16 protein-coding genes are annotated in these 20,417 nt (G+C 57.6%); 9 read left to right on the plus strand and 7 right to left on the minus strand.

Annotated features, from left to right (window positions below; all coding sequences use genetic code 11):
• Positions 1-77: 77 nt before the first annotated feature.
• The gene (locus FIV05_RS09595) at positions 78-1,154 is read right to left on the minus strand and encodes an extracellular solute-binding protein (RefSeq protein ID WP_023000096.1); all 1,077 of its coding nucleotides are present in this window, start codon (positions 1,152-1,154) and stop codon (positions 78-80) included.
• A gap of 115 nt (positions 1,155-1,269) precedes the next feature.
• Entirely contained in the window at positions 1,270-2,757 is a 1,488-nt protein-coding gene (locus FIV05_RS09600) for a PLP-dependent aminotransferase family protein (protein WP_055661528.1), read from the minus strand.
• Between the two features lie 130 nt (positions 2,758-2,887).
• Between FIV05_RS09600 and FIV05_RS09605 the strand changes: the two genes are divergently transcribed.
• Positions 2,888-3,994: a mandelate racemase/muconate lactonizing enzyme family protein gene (locus FIV05_RS09605; protein WP_152509401.1), complete on the plus strand. Its 1,107-nt coding sequence runs from the start codon at positions 2,888-2,890 to the stop codon at positions 3,992-3,994.
• A 2-nt stretch (positions 3,995-3,996) separates the two neighbouring features.
• Positions 3,997-5,490 carry an aldehyde dehydrogenase family protein gene (locus FIV05_RS09610; protein WP_152509402.1) on the plus strand — a complete coding sequence of 498 codons (1,494 nt, stop codon included), beginning with the start codon at positions 3,997-3,999 and terminating at the stop codon, positions 5,488-5,490.
• A gap of 218 nt (positions 5,491-5,708) precedes the next feature.
• On the opposite strand, the gene FIV05_RS09615 is transcribed toward FIV05_RS09610, so the two are convergent.
• Both FIV05_RS09615 and FIV05_RS31765 read right to left on the minus strand, forming a co-directional pair.
• Positions 5,709-6,218 (minus strand): hypothetical protein, encoded by a 510-nt coding sequence (locus FIV05_RS09615; protein ID WP_228866363.1) that lies wholly within the window; start codon positions 6,216-6,218, stop codon positions 5,709-5,711.
• 2 nt (positions 6,219-6,220) lie between these two features.
• Positions 6,221-6,940: a response regulator transcription factor gene (locus tag FIV05_RS31765; RefSeq protein WP_023000101.1), complete on the minus strand. Its 720-nt coding sequence runs from the start codon at positions 6,938-6,940 to the stop codon at positions 6,221-6,223.
• A gap of 730 nt (positions 6,941-7,670) precedes the next feature.
• Here FIV05_RS31765 and FIV05_RS09625 point away from each other — a divergent pair.
• The 7 genes from FIV05_RS09625 to FIV05_RS09655 all read left to right on the plus strand — a co-directional run bounded on the left by FIV05_RS09625 (position 7,671) and on the right by FIV05_RS09655 (position 17,665).
• Entirely contained in the window at positions 7,671-8,396 is a 726-nt protein-coding gene (locus FIV05_RS09625) for a hypothetical protein (RefSeq protein ID WP_023000102.1), read from the plus strand.
• A 137-nt stretch (positions 8,397-8,533) separates the two neighbouring features.
• The gene (locus tag FIV05_RS09630; RefSeq protein WP_023000103.1) at positions 8,534-9,286 is read left to right on the plus strand and encodes a hypothetical protein; all 753 of its coding nucleotides are present in this window, start codon (positions 8,534-8,536) and stop codon (positions 9,284-9,286) included.
• 212 nt (positions 9,287-9,498) lie between these two features.
• A complete protein-coding gene (locus tag FIV05_RS09635; protein WP_152509403.1) occupies positions 9,499-11,463 on the plus strand; it encodes a hypothetical protein in 1,965 nt (654 codons plus the stop codon).
• 12 nt (positions 11,464-11,475) lie between these two features.
• Positions 11,476-13,443 (plus strand): type I secretion system permease/ATPase, encoded by a 1,968-nt coding sequence (locus tag FIV05_RS09640; protein ID WP_152509404.1) that lies wholly within the window; start codon positions 11,476-11,478, stop codon positions 13,441-13,443.
• 42 nt (positions 13,444-13,485) lie between these two features.
• The gene (locus FIV05_RS09645; RefSeq protein WP_152509405.1) at positions 13,486-14,826 is read left to right on the plus strand and encodes an HlyD family type I secretion periplasmic adaptor subunit; all 1,341 of its coding nucleotides are present in this window, start codon (positions 13,486-13,488) and stop codon (positions 14,824-14,826) included.
• A 326-nt stretch (positions 14,827-15,152) separates the two neighbouring features.
• On the plus strand, positions 15,153-16,664 hold the full coding sequence (locus FIV05_RS09650; protein WP_209009924.1) for a caspase family protein: 1,512 nt from the start codon (positions 15,153-15,155) through the stop codon (positions 16,662-16,664).
• Positions 16,665-16,981: 317 nt separating this feature from the next.
• Complete coding sequence (locus tag FIV05_RS09655) at positions 16,982-17,665, plus strand: hypothetical protein (protein ID WP_152509407.1); 684 nt, start codon at positions 16,982-16,984, stop codon at positions 17,663-17,665.
• Between the two features lie 27 nt (positions 17,666-17,692).
• Here the strand turns inward: FIV05_RS09655 and FIV05_RS09660 are convergent, their stop codons facing one another.
• The 3 genes from FIV05_RS09660 to FIV05_RS09670 form a co-directional block, all read right to left on the minus strand.
• Positions 17,693-17,986, minus strand: a complete 294-nt coding sequence (locus FIV05_RS09660; RefSeq protein ID WP_152509408.1) for a hypothetical protein — start codon at positions 17,984-17,986, stop codon at positions 17,693-17,695.
• Between the two features lie 126 nt (positions 17,987-18,112).
• Positions 18,113-18,766, minus strand: a complete 654-nt coding sequence (gene fsa, locus FIV05_RS09665) for a fructose-6-phosphate aldolase (protein WP_152509409.1) — start codon at positions 18,764-18,766, stop codon at positions 18,113-18,115.
• A 32-nt stretch (positions 18,767-18,798) separates the two neighbouring features.
• Complete coding sequence (locus tag FIV05_RS09670) at positions 18,799-20,415, minus strand: FGGY-family carbohydrate kinase (RefSeq protein ID WP_152509410.1); 1,617 nt, start codon at positions 20,413-20,415, stop codon at positions 18,799-18,801.
• Positions 20,416-20,417: the final 2 nt, after the last annotated feature.

Raw genomic sequence — 20,417 nt, forward strand, 5'->3', positions numbered from 1 at the left:
GTTGCTTCTCTCCGGTGTTTTGATTTTTCAAAAAAAGGAAAGGGCTGCCGGAATGGTTCCGGCAGCCCTGAACCTGATCAGCCGCCTGTGGCTGCCTTGATCTTCTCGAGGGTCTTGCCTTCCATGTCTTCCACGCCGGGAGGAATGTTGGCAAAGAACTTGAGATTGTCGATGTCGGCTGCGGTGAAGGCCGCATTGACGGCTGCCTTCTTGTCTTCCGGCAGCAGGTCGGTACCACCCTTGACCGCGGCAATCGCGCCGGTGCTGCCGGACATGATGGTCACGTTTTCCGGCCGCAGCACGAAGTTGATCCACTTGTAGGCGGCATCATCCGCCTTGCCCTTGCGCGGCAGGGCGAAGGTGTCGATCCAGGCTAGTGCGCCTTCCTTCGGCGGAACGAAGACGATGTTCTGGTTCTGGTCATAGAGCTTGTAGGCGGTGGAATCCCAGGTTTCGGATGCCACGATTTCGCCTGACAGCATCATGGCGGACAGGTCGTCGCCGCCTTTCCAGTAAGCCTTGATGTTGTCCTTGCACTCGATCAGCTTGTCGGCGACCTTGTCCAGGATGCCCTGGTATTTCTCAAGGTCCGCATAGGCCGCGAACGGATCTTCGCCCATCGAGAAGGCCGTGCCGAGCAGGATCGTGCGCTTCAGGCGCATCGAGGTCTTGCCCTTGTAGGCCGGGTCGCACAAGTCGGCCCAGCTCGAAAGGTCTGGAGCCTTTGTCTTGTCGGCCATCAGGCCGGATGTGCCCCACTGGTGGGGAACCGCGTAGACTTCACCCTCGATCGTGGTGTTTGCCTTCACGCCGTCAAGCAGCTTGGCTTCCATCGCACCGGTGTCGATCTTTGAGAGATCCAGCGGCTTGTAGATGTCATATTCCAGCTGGGCCGCGTAGATGCGGTCGTGGCTTGGCTGGGCAAGGTCGAAGCCGGCACCACCAGTGGCGCGCAGCTTGGCAATCATTTCCTCGTTGTTGGAGAAGGTGACTTCAACATCAATGTCCGGATATTCTTCTTCAAATTTTTGGACCAGTTCGTCGGGAGCGTAAGACCCCCAGGTCAACAGGCGCAGGGTCTCTGCCTGGGCAGAGCCGGCACCGGCAAGCATGGTTGCGGCCAACAGGCCGGTTAGTGTTGTTTTCAAATGCATGACGTCCTCCTGAATGCACTCAGCGTACTAACCGGAAAAAAGCCTAGGTTGGAATTGGCCTGCCAAATATATCCATTGCAGATAATTTAGCAGTCCAATTGACCGAGGGTGCACCTTAGCTGGTGCAGCAAACAGGCAGGATTTTCTTGAGAACCTTCATGCCTTTGCGGATGTCATCCTGCGCAGAGCTGCCGAAGCCGAGGACAATGCCGCGCTGCGGTATCCGGCCAAGAGCGTAGCGAGACAGGGGGGCGGTGGTGATGCCGTGTTTGGCCGCTTCAGCGACGATCCTGTCTTCGTCGTATCGGTTCGACAAAAGGCCGACAGCGTGAAAGCCGCTGCTGGTTGGCTGCAGGTCGATGTCTCCTGCAAGACTGGCGCTTTCTGCCATCAAGGTATCGTGACGGTGCTTGTAGAGTTGGCGCATGGTGCGGATGTGGGTTGCGAACATGCCTTCATCCATGAATTCTGCAACGATCGCCTGGGTGACGGTCGGAACACCGGCAAGCCAGGTCAGGCAGACCCGTTCGAAGCTTTCCACCAGGCCTTCCGGCACCAGAACGAAGCCGAGCCTGAGGGCCGGAAACAGGGATTTGGAGAAGGTGCCGACATAGATTACCCGGCCGTGGGTATCGATGCTCTTGAGTGTTGGTGGTGGCTGGTCTCCGAAATAGAACTCGCCGTCGTAGTCGTCCTCCACGATCATGGCGTCGGCTTCATTGGCGGCTGTCAGAAGCGCCAGGCGGCGGGAAAGGCTCATGACGTGGCCAAGCGGTTGCTGGTGCGATGGCGTTACGAAGGCGAGCCGAAAGTAGGGCGCCTTGGCAAGGCCGTCCTCGATGCAAAGGCCTTCCTCGTCAACGGCGACGGGAATTGGCCTTGCGCCAATGGCAACAAAAGCGTTGCGCGCACCAATTGCACCAGGATTTTCAAACCAGATCGGCTCGCCTGGGTTGACCAGCATGCCGCCGACCAGGGAAAATGCGCGCTGGGCGCCGTTGGTGATGAATATCTGTTCGGGGTCGCACTTGATTCCGCGGGAGGCATTGAGCTGACGGGCAATCGCCCGGCGCAGCGGCATGTAGCCGAAGGGTTCGCCGTAGCCGGCAATGTGGTCGCGGTCCTTGCGCCAGTGCCGTGCGGAGAGTTTTGCCCATTGCGCCATCGGAAAGGCGTCGAGCGCCGGCAGTGCTGTGACGAAGGCCTGCGATTTGTGCGGCAGGCGCGAGCGCAAGGTGAAGTCCGGGATGGCATGCCGGGTCGCGTGGGAAAGGCGCGGCACGACGGGGGTGATGTCGCTGGCCTCCTGTGACGGCTTCGGTGCAAGGCGGGCGTTCAGCGCTTCACTCACGAACGTGCCAGCGCCTACCCTTGCCTCCAGAAGACCCTCGGAAATCAGGCGGTCGGTCGCATCGATTACCGTCGTGCGGGAGACGCCGATCTCCTGCGCCAGGGTGCGTGTGGCCGGCATCCGGTCACCCGGGGTCAATGCCCCCGTCAGCAGCAGGTCGCGCAGGGCCATGTAGAGCTGGATCGAAATTTTCTTTTCGGCCGTCTTGTCGATCTTGATCGACGAGAGCACAGCGCCGGCATGCCGTTTCATCGCATTCTCCCAAATTGGTATGAGAGTTTGCGCAAAACGGACCTTCTATCAAGTCCAATTCTGGATAAGGGTCGGTTCATGAGCCAACCCCAATCCATCGGGACCGTCCGTCCGAGGACCGGATAAGACAATGAAAATACAATCAATAGAAACATTTACCAATGAGTTTGTCTGCTTCGTTCGTGCAACCGCCGAAAACGGTGCGACCGGATGGGGGCAGGTAGCGCCTTACTACGCGGATATCACCGCGGAGATCGTCCACCGTCAGGTTGCACCTTATGCGCTGGGCGAAGACGCTTTCGACATTGAACACCTGATGGAGATCATCCCGGAACGGGAGCACAAGTTTCCCGGCTCCTATCTGCGCCGGGCGATGGGGGGGCTGGACACTGCCCTGTTCGACCTTCGCGGCAAGCTGGAAGGCAAGCCGGTGTGCGAACTGCTCGGCGGAACGCCGGGCAAGGTGCGGGCCTACGGGTCGTCGATGAAGCGTGACATCACGGCGAAAGACGAAGCGGATCGCCTCAAGAAGCAGCAGGACCTTTACGGCTTCGACGCCTTCAAGTTCCGGATCGGTGCCGAATGCGGCCGCGACCAGGACGAATGGCCGGGCCGGACGGAAGAAATCGTGCCGACCATGCGCAAGGCCTTTGGTGACGACACCGCACTGCTGGTCGATGCCAACTCCTGCTATTCGCCAGCCAAGGCCATCGAGATCGGCCGATTCCTGGAAGCCAACGGCATTTCCCATTACGAGGAGCCTTGCCCCTACTGGCATTACGACCAGACCAGGCAAGTGACAGATGCTCTCGACATCGATGTGACAGGGGGGGAGCAGGATTGCTCTCTGGTGGACTGGCAGCGGATGATCGATGAACGAGTTGTCGATATCATTCAGCCGGACGTCTGTTATCTCGGTGGTATGGTCCGCACCATGAAGGTGGCACAAATGGCGCATGAGGCAGGCATTCCCTGCACACCGCATGCGGCCAACCTGTCGCTGGTGACGCTGTTCACCATGCATCTGCTGCGGGCGATCCCGAATGCGGGCAAATATCTCGAATTCTCCATCGAGGAAGCCGACTATTATCCCTGGCAATACGGCCTCTTCACCGCGTCGCCATACGAGATTGTCGACGGGCATGCCACGGTGACCGATGCGCCGGGGTGGGGTGTCGAGATTAGTCCGGAGTGGCTGGCGAAATCCACATACAAGATCAGTTCCCTGGAAGGCTAAAGATGTCCGGAGCAAGCGAACTCATCGCGGAATATCAGGCTACGGGCACGCTGAAGGCGTTGCCCCTCGGCCATTTCATCGACGGCAGCTTCACGCAGCCGTCCCATAACCGCACCATGGAAAGTTTCGATCCGGGCCGGGGTGAAGCCTTCGCCCGCTTCACGGCGGGCACCGCCGAGGATGTCGATCAGGCGGTAAAGTCGTCAAAGGTTGCTTTTGAGACGGTCTGGCGAGACATGGCGCCGGTGGAGCGGTCCCGGATCCTTCTGCAAGCGTCCAAGCTTATCCTGGAAAATCTCGATCTTCTGGCCGTTGCCGAAACGCTGGACAGCGGCAAGGCACTGCAGGAAGCTCAAGGCGATGTGCGCGGTGCGGCTCGTACGTTCGAGTATTACGCGGGCGCTTGCGACAAGCTGCAGGGAGACAGCTTTCCCCTTGGGCCGAATTATGTCGGTTACGCCATTCACGAGCCGGTCGGGGTCACGGCCCACATCATTCCGTGGAACTTTCCGATCTCCACCGCTGCGCGCGGATTTGCGCCGGCGCTTGCAGCCGGCTGCACGGTTGTGGCCAAGCCTGCCGAACAGACGCCGTTCACTGCGCTGCTGCTCGCGAAGATCCTGCATGATGCCGGATTGCCGGCAGGCGTGTGCAATGTCGTGACCGGCACCGGCGCCGAAACCGGGGCTCCACTGACATCCCATCCGGATGTCGACCACATCACGTTCACCGGTTCGGTCCAGACGGGCAAATCGGTGATGAAGGCGGCAGCTGACGAGATCACCCGCGTGGTGCTGGAGCTTGGTGGCAAATCGCCCGTGGTGGTGCTTGGCGATTGTGACCGGGAACAGGCGCTATCCGGTGTTCTCGGTGCGATCTACGAGAATGCCGGCCAGATCTGTTCCGCCGGATCTCGTCTTGTGATCGAGAAGAACATTCACGCGGACTTCGTTGCGGAACTGGTGAAACGCACAAAATCGCTGACACTCGGGCACGGTCTTGGCAACCCGGATGTCGGGCCGGTCAATTCTGTGGAACATCTTGCGAAGGTTGCTGGTTTTGTCGACCGCGCAAGGGCGCGCGGCGCTGATATCGTGACGGGTGGCGCCATAGCCACTGACCCGAAAACCGGCAAGGGCTGGTTCTATGAGCCGACAATCGTCGACAGCGTTGCCGCGCGTGACGAGTTGGCGCAGGAGGAAATCTTCGGGCCGGTGCTGACGGTGCAGGTGGCTGATGATGCCGATCACGCCTTGGCACTTGCCAACGATTGCCAGTACGGCCTGGTCGCAGGCATCTACACGTCGAATTTCGCAAAAGCCCATCAGCTCGCGCGCAAGATCGATGCCGGCCAGATCTACATCAACGAGTATTTCGCCGGCGGGATCGAGGTGCCGTTCGGTGGCAACAAGAAATCCGGTTTCGGCCGCGAAAAAGGTCTCGAAGGTCTCAAGAGCTACTGCAAGACCAAAAGCATTGCCGCCAGGATCGGCTAGAACTTGTCGCTTTTCACCGCCTGAAATCGGGGATTTCGACGCAAGAAGCGATGCAAGATCTTTCCAGTTAGACGCGGCACGCTCCAGGGCAGAGTTCAGTCAGCCGGATCAGAGCGATCCGAACCTGCTCAAACATCCTGTTACCTCCCCTGAAAGGCCGGTTCGGTTTACCGATCCGGCCTCTTTTTTGTTGAGGCTGCGTGTAGCGCGGGATGATCTCACACCGGAAACTTGCGCTGCTTGAAGAACTCCCAGAGCGACTTGTTCAGCGTCTGTGTCTTCTGGATCGTTTCCCTGACGAGCGTGATTTCCCGGGCATTGATCGGGCTGGACTTGCCGTATTCGATCTTGTGTTTCTGGTCGCTGATGCGCATCAGGATGGTTGAGGCATTGCGCCCCTCGTTGTCGAACGAATAGATGCAGTGATTATATTTGTTTTTCAATTTCAACGTCTTGTGCATGTCCCGCGTTAGGCTCAGCACCTCTTCCCTTAAGTCCGGTTTCTGCGCGTCGAGCTTGGCCAACCGTTCGACCAGATCAATTCGGGCACGCGACGTGTTGAGGGTCAGGAAGATCACCGTCGCGACTTCCTTGGTGACGCCGGCGAGGCCCGCGATCATGTGGATCAGCAGGCTCTCCGTGTTGGTCCACGTATAGTTCAGCCGACCCATGAGGGCGAGAAACGTCTGGAATTCGTCCGCCATTGTGGGCGCATCTGCCGCGCTCATCTTCAGGCCTCTAGGTTGGGTGGTCGTTGTTCCGTCTGAATGTAGATCGCGGCTGCTTCCGTTCTGTTTGAAACGCCGAGCTTTGAAATGATGTGATGAATATGGAGCTTGATGGTGTGCTCCGACAGGGACAATTTTTCGGCGATGTTCTTGTTCTGATATCCCTCTGAGATGAGGCATAGAACTTCGGTTTCCCGTTTCGTCAGCTTGCCGAAGCGGTTCCTGGTACGGCTGCGGTGCCTGCGCTGATGCATGGCCGGGGCTGCGCCGTAAGGCCTTTCCATTCCCATGTACTTGATGGCATCAGCCGGCAGATAATGGCCGCCGTTGAGCATGAGACGGATAGCGCCTAACCAGAGATCGATCCGAAGGTTCATCGGCAACACGCTCTTGATCAGGCCTTCCTGGAAATAATCGCTGATGATCGAGGGGAACGACAGATCGTCATTGATCAGCATGCAGAGGTTTGCTTCGGGGAAGTTTTTCCGCAGGCAGGCAATAGCTTCCTTGCGCTCCGCGCTGAAGCCTTCGTCGATCAGGAAAAGGCGTTTTGAAAATTCCCCACGGCGCTCTGAGCGATAAAGATCGATTTTCTGAGTGATACGGATAAAACGTCCATCTTCTATTTCCCGGTCGATTACTCCTTCCAGTTCCTTCGGAAACTTTTCGGACGCTCCAATATAATAGATTGAACCTTTATTCTCGTAATTTACGCTAGTCATTACTGTCACCCCTACAAACTAAGATAAAATTTAATTTGGACTCTCTTTCACTTGCAATTGCCAGAAACAGGGCCTGGGAGAAGCGTTTTTGTAAATATTCATCCGGCTTATTCTGCCGTCGGCATTAGCCATGCGGTTTTTAAAATAATAAAATTTCTTATCTTGTTTGTTCAGACCAAGGATAGGTGCGGGAAATGGGTGGCTGTCGGAAAATGAACATGCCGTCCAAATCGCAGTATTAACAGGGATTTGTGCAGTGACCCCCTAGTCTGAATTTCTCCTCACCCATAACTTGTATATAACAAACTTACCTTAGGTTATATTAATAATTCGATTTAGTCGCGGATCAGATTTTGCTTCAAGATATTGCAATTAAATACTTTTTTTGACCTCGCGTGATTTACCTATGTCGCTAGATATCCGCGAAACTTGAATGGTAAATGTTTAGTTAAGATTTCCGGCTTATTGCAATCCCCCTGTTCTGTCATTGTTTTCATCGGCTGGGAGATTCTTGTATTTGTGTAAATCCTCGGTTTGTGGATCCCAATCCACAAATTTGACTTCCGGCCGAAGAGTAAATGGAGCAGCTAAATCTATTTTGATTAGCTGATGTGGTTGTTTTTGCCATTTTCCATTTGATCTGGGGCGGTAACGCTCCTCTTAACCACGACAGCCCTATGCAAATCGATAGAAGACGATCTGCCGAGCTGTCCGATCTGAGGACAGAACCATGAGCGAATACGTTTGGCATAAAAACGAGCTGAACATCGATAAGTCGTTCAATCCGACTTATTCTAGCGAGTACAACACCAACTATAATCACGAAATAAACATCGACAATTCGAAGAGCTACGAGTGGGAATACTCGGACGACGACAACACCCAGGATGTGAACAACCAGGTGTTCAAGTATGTCGACAGTGACTTCGATCCTGTCATCAATGTGGATTTCGAGAACGGTCCTTCGGACGTCGACAACATTGACCTGGACATCGGCGACCATGCGAGTGTCGAGGACATTCTGATTGCGAAAGGCAATATCGACTTCGACCCGGGCGACGATATCAAGGTCGAAGACGTCCTCAATGATGCGCTGAACGGCCTTGGGAACGATACCGGCATTGCAATCAACAACAGCAACCAGCTGGAAGACAACGATTGGGCAAAAGACACCTTTGTCGCCAATGAAGGGTCCTTCACGCAGAAGCTGACTGCCAACGGCGGTTCGGCGGAAGCTGACGACGGTCTGGCTTTCGGTGGGTCGTCCATGACCGTGGATGCCCTTGATGATGCGACGGTGATTGGTGAAGTGATGGCCGCTGCCAATGCCGCCAACGCAACCGAAGCGTTCGTCAACGAGCTGGTGCAGGGTGCGAACATTCTCAACAACTCGGTCGACACGACGATTGTCGGCGGCGATCTCTACACCGACAGCGTTGGTGAAGACGAGCTCTAAGATGTTCGATCGGCGCTGCGGTTTTCTGTTTCGAACCTGTTTCCGAAACGCCAGCTGCGCCCGTTTCCAAGTCAGAATGCGGTGTGAACGCCGGTCTTGCGAGACTTGGCTCGCCGCGATGAACAAGGACTATTATCATGTCTGGTAAGCGTGGAACTCAATTCAATTACTCTGATTTCGATGCAGTCGATGACTCGAAGATCATCAACAAGGCCGAAGTCGTGATGAACTTCGAAGAAGGATTTGTTTATGACGACGACGATGTCGTGGACATCGACCTGGAAGAATGCGCTGAAGTCGACGAGATGCTCGTGAGCGTCAACGGCGGCATCGACTACAGCCCGGGCGACGACATCACCGTTGAAGACATTTTGAACGAAGCCCTCAATGGTGGCGGCAATGATGCCGGTGTCGTGCTCAACAACAGCAACCAGCTGGAAGACAACGACTGGGCCAACGGTACGACGGCAACCAACAACGCCGGCTTCAACCAGACCCTGAGTGCCAAGGGTGGCGATGCCGAAACCGATGACGGTATTTCGGCAGGCGGCTCCAGCGGGTCGGCATACGTCGATGCTGACATGCAGGCATTCGGTGGCCATGTCGGCACCTGGTTCGGTCATGCCGGTTTCCATGGCATGTCGGTCGACCTGGAAGGCAATCTGGAAATCGATGACCTCGGTTCCGGCAGCGTCAGCGTCATCGCTGATGACGATGCGCTCGTCCAGGGCATGAATGCGGCTGAAGCATCCGCTTCCAACGATGCATCGGCATTCACCAACACGCTTGTGCAGGGCGAAAACATCCTGAACAACTCTGTCGACATGACCATTGTCGGCGGCAACATGGACAGCCTGATGACCGGTGAAGATCTCGGCTCCCTGAGCTGATCCGGTTTGTTCCTGAATTGATTTTCAATTCCGGAAAACAGCAGCAGGCGCGGAGCTCACTTGCTCCGCGCCTGCTGAACGCGGCCTCTCGTATTTAGATTCGCGCGAGTTTGACCGCGAAAACGACCCTTCATTCAGATTAGGGGGCTGACATGTTTTTTTATGATGACCTTACGCGTGAAGCGATTTCGCATTTTGTAGGAAGCTTTTCCATGTCACTCGAGGAGGCCCGCGCCCGCCTTGAGTATCTTGAATTCCGCGCGGCACAGCTTGCTGCCGAACAGGCAGAGCAAGGTGAGGCGATGGAGGCGCTGCTGACAGTCTGGCCCGACTATCAGCTGCTCGACCTCAATCCGAATATCCATTACGAATTCGATGGTTACAGCTACTACGACGACGTTCCCGCCGCCCTGAACTTTTATGAGTGGGATGGCATTGGCATGCGGGCACATCTGATGCCGCCGTCGGTTGAGGGGACTTTCAATCCCTACACCATCGCGCTGACAGGCGGTGTCCGCTTCATAACGTTCCAGCACGAAGTGCTGCCCAACAGCTTCGCCGTTGTGTCCCGGTCCGAAAACGTGCTGGAGGACAACGACTATCTGTCCAACACGGGTCTCCACTATCATTTCGATTACGAAGCACCATCACTCATCTCCTTCCTCGATGCGCTTGAGGCCGCCGGGATCACCGGCAGGTTCAGCTTTACGGAAGCAGACAATCCGGCTGGCAATCTGAGCGCGACCGTCGCAGCCTGGACGGAAACAGCCCAAACCATGCAAACCGGCGCTCCCGGTGTCGGGCAACAGGTTCTGGCAACCGGAGATGACACCGGGCAGCTCTATCAGAACGGTATCGTTGTCGAGGAAGCCGCCCGTCTTGATGAAGTCATCAAGCATTTGAGGGGCCGTGCTCCGGACGATGACGCCGACGCGAACTCCGATGACGTGGTGCTCGAGGGACCGCAAAGCGCCTCAGGCGAGTTGGCTTCGCTGGTGGACACCGCCGGAACCTCCGCTTCGCTGCAAATCAGTGCCGGCAACAACACACTGATCAATCAGGCCATTCTGGTGGACGTCTGGGGCAAGGCCGCGACCATAGCTGTGGCCGGCGATTATTACGATCTCGACATTATCAGCCAGACAAATGTTCTGGCAGCGCCGCATCTGGCGGGTCTTGGCGAGTGGGCGACGGATCCGAGCACCGGCAGCTACAACATCGCATCGATCATGAACACCGGTTCGGATCTGCCCATGGATGTTGCTCCGGTCGGTAATCATTCTCTCTGGGATATCACCTTCCACGACGGTGACATGACCTTCGTGAACTGGCTGACCCAGAAGAACTATCTGGTCGACAACGACACCATCGTCTACCAGGAAGACGGCTCGGGCACGACGATCATGTCCGGTGGCAATATTCTGACAAATGCTCTCAACCTTACGGAATTGAGCACCTTCTTCGATCTGATCCTGATCGGAGGCGACTATTACTCGGCCAATGTGATCAGCCAGACCAACGTCATGGTCAATTTCGATCAGGTCATTGCCGAAGGTACACAAGACGCTTCCATGCCGATGCCTGACGGGCAGATCGACAATCTGCTTTGGAACGAGGCCTATATCGTTTCCAACTACAACAGTTCCGTCGTCGACCTGGATCCGGCAAGCGCGAACCGGCTCGCAACGGCAGGTGAGGAGGATCTTGGCGATGACTTCCTGTCCGGGCTCTTCAGCGGGGAAGCTTCGCCTTTCAACCAGCTGAACGTTCTTTATATCTCCGGTGATGTCTACGACATCAATTACCTCGAACAGGTCAATATCCTGGGCGACAGCGACAGCATCGCCACGCTTGGGGTCGATGTCTCAAGCGAAGGCACCAGCATCAACGGCGATTCAAACCTTCTCTACAATGCCGCGGTGATCCAGGAAGCCAGCGTGGACAATGTTGTTCGCGTCGGTGGCGACACCTATTCGGAAGCTTTGCTTTACCAGGCGGAGATCCTGACCGCAGATGTCGAGCAACCTGATCACGGCGGGGCGGGTCTTGCGTCGGAGGCCGTTGTCTTCCTGGCCGACGGCATGCTGACCAATGGTGACAACGATCTTGAAACCGTCAACCTGAACCAGGTGCCGGACGAGGTCTGTGTCGATCCGATGGCGACAATGGTCGCTTAGGGGAGGCAGCTCATGACCATTTCATATGATGTTGCCGATGGGCAGCGGACGAACCGGGCGGGTGAGCCGCAGGTGCTGGGCCCCGATGCGAAAAAGGGTGATGCACGACTTGTCGGCGCAGAGGCAGCAGCCGTTGCGGGCGGACCTACCCTGAAGTCGGGAGACGCAAGAGCGAAACCGGCGGACGGCGGCAAGTCCGCCCGGACAGGCACTGGCACAGGAACAGGCACTGGCAAAGCCAAGGCTGAAAAGCCCGAGTTCCACCGACGGACGACACCGCCCGATCTTTCCAAGGCACTCGAAAACGGCGTCGCCGCCGTTCGGCGCAATCTTCTCATCGTGCTGATGTTTTCCTGCGTCATCAATGTGCTTGTGCTGTCAATTCCGGTCTATCTGTTCCAGATCTCGGACCGGGTCCTGACCAGCCGCTCGCTGGACACGCTGGTCATGCTGACAGGCGTGATCGTCGGGGCGGTCCTGCTGCAGGCAGCCTTCGATGCCATCCGCCGCTTCATTCTTATGCGCACGGCGGTCGAACTCGCATCGCAACTGGGTTCACCCATCCTCGCAGCCGCCGCACGAGCTTCGCTCAACAGCAACGGTAAGGAGTACCAGATCCTGAACGACCTGCAGCAATTGCGGGGTTTTCTGGTGTCCGGCACCATGATGGCATTTCTGGACGGTCCCTTCGCGCCGCTTTTCCTGGTCGCGATCTACCTCATTCATCCGCACCTGGGGATGATTGTCGGTGGCACCTGTTTGATCCTGCTTGTGATCGCGGTGATCAACCAGAAGATCACGTCCCGGCATTTCAGTGATGCGAACCAGAACCAGAGCAAGGCGAACCTGCATCTGGATGCGATGTCCAGGAATTCGCAGATCATCAACGCCCTGGCCATGATCCCGGAAGCAGTGCACCTGTGGGGGCGTGATACGGCTGCGTCGCTGCGCGCGCAGGTCAGTGCGCAGGACAGAAACATCGTCTCGGCCTCCATTACCAAGGCTGTCCGGCTTCTGACGCAGGTGGCGATGCTCGGGTGGGGGTCATTCCTCGCCATCCAGGGTGAACTTACGGGGGGCATGGTGATTGCCGCCTCCATTATCGGCGGCCGGGCGCTGTCGCCCATCGAGGGGGCGATCGAAGGCTGGAACCAGTATCTGCTGTCGCGCAATTCCTATGGCCGGATCTCGACACTGCTGAAATCCTCGCCGCTCAATTCCGAACGTCTCGTTCTGCCCAAGCCGCAAGGCAGGCTTGATGTCGAACGCCTGCTCTACGTGCCCCAGGGGACCAAGCGGGTCGTGCTCAACAGCATCACTTTCTCGCTGAAAGCCGGGGACTCTCTTGCGATCATCGGCAACTCGGGAGCCGGCAAGACGACACTCGGCAAGATGCTGGTGGGATCCATCCTGCCGACATCGGGTGCGGTGCGTCTGGACCTGATGGACCTGCGCAACTGGAACCAGCGGCAGCTGGGTGAAAACATCGGTTACCTGCCGCAGGACGTTCAGCTTTTCCCGGGCACGATCAAGCAGAACATCGGCCGCATGCGCGAAGATGCTTCGGACGAACAGATCTACGAAGCTGCCTGTCTGGCCGACGTGCACGCCATGATTTCCGAATTGGCCCACGGCTACGAAACGGTTGTTGCGGCCGACGGTGCACCGCTGTCAGGCGGTCAGAAGCAGCGTATCGCGCTTGCCAGGGCATTCTTCGGCAATCCGCGTTTCGTCGTTCTGGACGAACCCAACTCAAATCTGGACACCAATGGCGACGAGGCACTTGCACGGGCAATGGCACATGCCAAGGCCGAAGGCATCACCGTCGTCGCGATCACGCAAAAGCCGTCCCTGCTGAAATGTGTCGACCGGATCCTTGTTCTGGCCGACGGCTCCATCAGCATGTTCGGTTTCCGCAACGAAGTGCTGGAACTCCTTGCCGACCGGAAGAAGCAAAAAGCCGTTCAGCAACAAGGATAAGCGTTGGCAGCCGCCAGGGACGGCTCAAGCCAGGGGGGAAAGATGAGCAACGCTCTGACACATCACGAACCGATGGACTGGTATTCGGCAGTGCCGAGATCGATTTTCTGGCACACACTGATCGGCGTTTTCATGCTGGTCTTCTTCATAGGAGGCTTTGCCGCCTGGTCCTTTACCGCGCCGTTGGCTGCCGCCGTAATTTCAAGCGGAACCTTTGTCGCAACCGGACAGAACAAGCAGATTCAGCACTACGAAGGCGGGATCGTGAAGGAGATCCTGGTGCAGGAAGGCGAGCGCGTTCAAAAAGGCGATCCAATTGTTCGTCTCGACGAAACCGTCGCATCCGCGAACGAGCGACAACTGGGGCTCAAGCTGGCGCGGCTGGAAGCGATCAACGCCCGTCTGCGCGCCGAATATCTCTGGCTGAAGGAGGTGGAATTCCCGCAAACATTGCTGGACCTGAAGGACGATGAGGAAATTGCCACCATCATCGCCGGCCAGAAGCTGAGTTTCATCGGATCCCAGGCCAAGCTGACAAGCGATATCAGGATTCTGGAGAGCACGATCGAATCCCTTCAGCACCGCCGCGACGGCTACCGTGAACAGCATGATGCCATGATCAGGCAGCTTGCGATCCTGCAGGAAGAACACACGGGCAAGAAGCTTCTCTTCGAAAAAGGCCTCCTGCTGAAGCCGACCCTGAATGCACTGGAAAGAGCGATCGCAGAAGCGGAAGGGCAGATCGGGAGGCTGGCATCGTCCATGCAGGAGGCCAACGCCCAGGTGTTGCAGCACCAGGAACAGGTCAAGCAGACACGGGCTGCCTATAACGAAAAGGTGCTTGATGACCTGCAAACCATCGAGGCCGAGCTGGATGCTGCAAGAGAGCAGTCCCGCAAGGCGCGCAACGTTCTTGAACGTGCCGTCATTCAGGCACCGGTTTCGGGCACAATCGTACGCATGCACTACCACACTGCCGGTGGGGTTATCGAAAGCGGCAAGACGATTGTCGAGATCCTGCCGTCCGACGCACCGCTGATCATTGAGGCACTGATTTCGCGAACCGATATCGACAGCGTCCATATCGGCCAGCATGCCACGGTTCGCCTGTCCGCCCTCAATCAACGCACCACTCCGGTGCTGGAAGGCGAAGTGCAATATGTGTCTGCAGATGCAATCACCGACAACAGTACGGGCATCATGCGTGAGGTTTACGTGACCCGCATCGATATCTCGCCGGGCGAACTGACAAGGGTGCTCAACTTCGTTCCAACCCCGGGCATGCCCGCGGAAATCATGATCCAGACGACCGAGCGAACCTTCATGCAGTATCTGACCAAGCCGATCGTCGACAGCATGTCACGCGCCTTCCGGGAGGAATAGGCAACTGGAGGCATTTTACGGTCGACGGCCGCTTTTCAGCGCAAGACTGCGCGGGTCTGCACACGGTGGCTGATCAATCCGGATTGTCTGATGTGGTCTTCAGGCAATGTCCGCCTTGGGCCGGTTCGTTTGTCGCGGACCGGCCGCTTTTTTGGGATTGTACCGGTTGAAAGGTGACAGCTGCAGTCAGGTGACGTTGCGAAAAGAGGGGTTGTTTTCGCAAGGTAATCCGCCAATTATGAAAGCGGTTTTTCCGGAACTTGTACCAAGCCGGAAACAGGGTTTTCATGTGATTGCGCCAAATGCGAAACCGGGTCGAACTGCTGTTGAAGACTTTTAAAATCAACGGATTGGCTGTCTGGTCCGTTGTGGTGTTTCTGGTGCTGACGAGCCTGTCAGCTCACGCGGCGACGGACCCGTTCGCGGAACGGCGCATGGCGCTTGTGGTCGGCATTGCGGGCTATGAGAACGCTCCTGATCTGAGCAATACCACCAATGACGGCAAGCTGATTTCGGACACCTTGAACGAGCTGAATTTCGAAGTGTCCGAGCATTTCAACATCGGGCTTGCGGAGTTCCGCGAACTGCTGGACCGTTTCGCCTTCGAGGCGGAAACGGCGGATGTGGCTCTCGTCTATTTTGCCGGACATGGGATCGAAGTCGGCGGGCGCAATTTCCTGGTTCCCTCCGACGCCAAGGCAGGCAGCCGGCAGCAGGTTGCCGATACCTCGATTTCTCTCGATGACATTCTGGAAGCGGTCGACAAGGCGCGGCAGCTCAGGATCGTGATCCTGGATTCCTGCCGGAACGACCCGTTTGCCGATGTGGGCGGGCAGGAAACGCTCACCGTAAATCAGGGGGCTTATGGCCGCGGGCTGGCGGCGCCTTCTCCCGAACGCGGCACGCTGGTGGCCTACGCCGCCGAAGCAGGAGCCGTTGCACTGGACGGGGCAGGTGAAAACAGTCCGTTTGCGTCGGCGCTGGCCCAGACCTTGAAGATCAGGGACCTGGAAATAGGCCTCGCCTTCCGGCAGGTGCGCGATTCCGTGCTGAAAGCCACCGCCAACGCGCAGGAGCCGCACACCTACGGCTCACTGTCCGGTAAACCCTACTTCCTTGCGGGCGGCAGCCAGGAGGTCAACGTGCTTGCGGCGGCAGACCGTCGTAATGCCTGGGGGCGCCTTGAAGTCAGCCAGGAAGAGCAGTTGCAGGTGGCGGCAAGGGAAGGCGACAGCAGGGCGCTGAAAGGCCTTGCCTACATGCGCCTCAACCCGAGCGAGGACCGATACGATCCCTCCCGTGCGGCAGCATTTCTGGAAACTGCATCGGAAGCGGGTGATCCTGAAGCCATGTTCGAGCTTGCCCGCATGTATGAGCGCGGCATTGGCGTCGAACAGGATGTCGAAAAGGCATTGGAACTGTTTCGCAGGTCCGCGGACGAAGGCTTTGCGGATGCCATCAACGATCTCGGGTTCCTTTACTATCAGGGCGGCCTGGGGATCGCGCGTGATCCGAAAAAGGCGATTGAGCTCTTCGGAAAGGCTGCCGATCAGCGGCACCCGGAAGCAATGTTCAATTACGCAGCTCTGATCGATGACGGTGTGGTCGATGGCAAGGAACCGGACGATGCGGCAGAATATCTTTATCGCGCCTTGAGATCCGGCAACGAGGAAGTTTTGAGCCAGCTCTCGGAAAACCCGAAGATGTTCAAGGCTACGACACGGCGCTCCCTTCAACGGAAACTTTCAGAACGCTCTTTCTATACCGGGACCATCGACGGCCAGTTCGGCCCGCAGACCCAGAGAGGTCTGCGCAAAGCTTACGGGCTTTCCGAATAGGGCCATTGCGTTTTCCGGTTGAGATGGGTTCCCGCCTTCCAAAGCCATTATTGCGCGCTGCATGACGCAAGGTAATTTTTGACTTGTTCTTTTATTCCAAGGGTTTAAAATTGAAAAAGAACAATCAAAAGAAACATTTCGGGAAATATCAATCCCTGATTTCAATGTAGACAGTGCAGACGTTTTTCTAAGTCATATTGCAGATTTTTGCTACTTTTCCGATAGCAGTTGTCACGTCAATCGTGATTACTGCCCGGTCCGATCAGTTGTCGCTGGTGATTTGTTCGATGTGTTTGAATAGTTGATTGGAGGAAGCCATGTTTGGAAACAGGTTTTGCGCAGGTGTGGCCGTTGCCGTGCTCGCCGGTCAAGTCGTGACGGCTGCCAGTGTGCCTGCTTATGCGGTCGCCGTTCCGGGTGGTCAGTCGCTTGCACCGGCAGATCCACTGGGTTCGGTTCTGGAGGAGCTACTGCTTGCGCAGTACAGCTCTTCCATGAGCAGCGAACCGTCTGGTCCTTCCTATGATGTCGATCGGCAGGAACGCGACCCGAAGCTGAGCGCGTCCCATGATCTCGACGAAAGGATCACGCGCGGCGTCATCTGGATAATCCAGAACGGCAGCAACGAGTGCCGCAATTCCATCCGGCCCGAATACCGCTTCGACTGTTTGAGGAATGTTCTGGGCCGCGCCGCCTCGACAATCGAAAACCGGCCGAACTATCGCGACGCGGCGCGGGAGCTGCGGAGCCTTTCCCGCAAGCTTGATGGCATTGTTTCAAAATATCAGGACCGGAGCGCTCCACGCGCGGCCGTGGGTCAGCGTACCTACCGGGCCGTTTCCACGGCCAATCTCGAACAGGCCCGCCGTGAAGCATCGGAAGCTATCGACGAGAGCGTCACCAAGCTGCTGCGTTCGGCCGGAAACTCGGAAAAGCGCAAGACGCATTATTCCCAGATCGCAACCGCTGTCGGGTCTACCAAGCGTTTGCTGCGGTCTTAAGTATCACCGATCCAGCTGGCGGTCGCTTCAGTCCGCCGGCTGCTGATCCGGGATCTCCTCCGGAGTGATGACCGGCGTTTCACCGACATCGGGAGCAGGTTCGACAAGCTCGCGGTCTCCGACCGGGGCTGGCATCAAAACACCGTCGCAGTCTGAAAGGCTGGCAGTTTCTTCAGTATCGGCGGGAACCCGGTCTTGCGACTTTGCGCCGGGTTCAACCTGACAGTCGCCGCTCTTGTCGTCTGCAAGAGCGGTGCCGCACACAAGGGTCAGTGCGGTGGCAAGGGCTGCAATCGTCCGGACATTTTCGTGCGGGCGCATACTATCCTCCAATGGATGTCTCTCCATTGGAAACGCCTGAACCGTCATCGGGTTCAATTCGGGTGGATTTACCGGCTCCGCCCATGGGGGGAACCGGCAAGTTGTCTGTACGTACTCTTCAGTCGATCAGGCGATCGTCTGGCCGGTCTTTGCCCAGTCCGCAAGGAACTGCTCCAGTCCCTTGTCGGTCAACGGGTGCTTGACCAGCGCCTTGATCGTTGCCGGCGGCACAGTTGCCACATCGGCGCCGATCAACGCTGCTTCCTTGACGTGATTGACCGTGCGGATCGAGGCGGCAAGAATTTCGGTCTCAAAGCCGTAATTGTCGTAGATCTGCCGGATCTCGCGGATCAGCTCCATTCCGTCCATGGCCATATCGTCCAGTCGGCCAATGAACGGGGAAATGAAGGTTGCGCCGGCCTTGGCCGCCAGCAGCGCCTGATTGGCGGAAAAGCACAAGGTGACGTTGGTCTTGAACCCTTCGGTAGTCAGTGCACGGCAGGCCCTGAGACCATCCAGCGTCAGCGGCAGCTTGATGCAGATGTTGGGGGCGATCCTTGCAAGGGTCTTGCCTTCCCGCAGCATTGCCTCGAACTCGGTAGCCGTGACTTCGGCCGAAACCGGACCTTCGACAATGGAGCAGATTTCGCGGGTTACTTCGGTAATGTCCCGGCCGGACTTGAGGATCAGGGACGGGTTGGTTGTAACACCATCGATAAGGCCGAGTTCGGTGAGGTCGCGGATGTCGCTGACATCCGCCGTGTCGACAAAAAACTTCATGTCTTTCTTTCCGTTTGGAATGGCGGGCAGCGTTACCCGCGGATCTTGCGGGCGGTCTGCTGTAGCAGCTCGAAAGCCTCGTACCGCTTGTTGTGGTAGGATGTGGCCTCGGCGCCGCCGGGTGCATAGGTTTCGCCGGCTGCCGACATGGCTGCCATGGCGGCCGGAATATCCTTTTGCAGGCCTCCAGCGACAGCGCCGAGCATGGCCGAGCCGAGAAGGACCGGTTCCGCGGTTTTGGGAGCGGCGATCACGAGGCCCGTGGCATCCGCCAGAAGCTGGCGCACCAAAGGGCTCTGGCCTGCACCGCCACTGACGACGATGGTGTCCGTCCGGATGCCCTTTGCGGACTGCGCCTCGACAATCTGTCTGAGGCCGTATCCGAGACCGCATATGCCCGCAACATAGAGCCTGACGAGAGCGGCGACGGATGTGTCCATATCGAGGCCCGCAATGACGGCCTTTGCTTCCGGGTCGGCAAACGGTGCACGGTTGCCGAGAAATTCAGGCACCACATGCAGACCGTCTGCCAGCCTTGAAATGTCTGTCCCCTCCGGTGCAAGCCGTTCGGCTTCCGCAGCAAGCCACTGGTTGAGGCCGAGACCTGCTTCCTTCGCCTGCTTGAGGGCGTCAGTGGAGGCCGGGTGGAAGCGGACCAGATGGTCGATGGCGGCACCTGCCGCCGACTGACCCGCCTCGTTCAGCCAGAGGCCTGGAACCATCGCGGAGAAATAAGGTCCCCAGACGCCTGGCACGAAGGCAGGTTCTGTTGTCGAAGTCATGGTGCAGGCGGAGGTGCCGAAGACATAGGCCATCCGGCTTGTCGCCGATCCCGCCTCTGTCTGGTCCTGCCACCCGACCGTTCCGACACCGCCCGCATGAGCATCGATCAGCCCGGCAGCAACGGGTGTCCCTTCACGCAGGCCCAGATCTGCGGCCGCTTCTGCCGTCAGCCCGCTGCCCAGTGCCGTTCCCGCATCGACAACGGTGGTGCCGATGCGGTCAAAATCATTCGCGCAGAGTTCGGCAAGACCGATGGACTGGAAATAGTCGGCGTCCCAGCGGCGCTCATGACCAAGGTAGGTCCATTTGCAGGTAACCGTGCAGATGGACCGTGCAAGGCTGCCGGTCGCCCGCCATGTCAGGAAATCGGTCAGGTCGAAAAAATGCTCGGCTTTGCCGAAGATCTCTGGCCGGTTCTCTTTCAGCCAGAGCAGTTTCGGGGTTTCCATTTCCGGTGAAATCTGGCTGCCGACATACCGCAGCACGTCGTGGCCACCGGCGTTGATACGTTCGGCCTGGTCAAGAGCGCGGTGATCCATCCAGACGATTATGTTGCGCTCCGGGTGGTCCGTATCGCCCACCGGCAGCGGGCTGCCTTGCGGGCCGATGACCACCAGCGAACAGGTGGCGTCCATGCCGATCCCGGCCACATCGCCCGGATCGATCCCGGCCGTGCCGACCGCTTCGCGTACTGTAGCGGCCACGGCTTGCCAGATGTCGTTGGAAGACTGTTCGTAAAGGTTTGGCCCCCGGTTGAAGAGGGCGATGTCACGTTTTGCCGATGCAACCAGATTGCCGGACTGGTCGAACAGACCAGCCCTGGCACTGCCTGTGCCGACATCAATACCAATCAGAAATTTGCTCATGC

This window comes from Labrenzia sp. THAF191a (assembly GCF_009363335.1).
In the GTDB taxonomy this organism is placed as follows: domain Bacteria; phylum Pseudomonadota; class Alphaproteobacteria; order Rhizobiales; family Stappiaceae; genus Roseibium; species Roseibium algicola.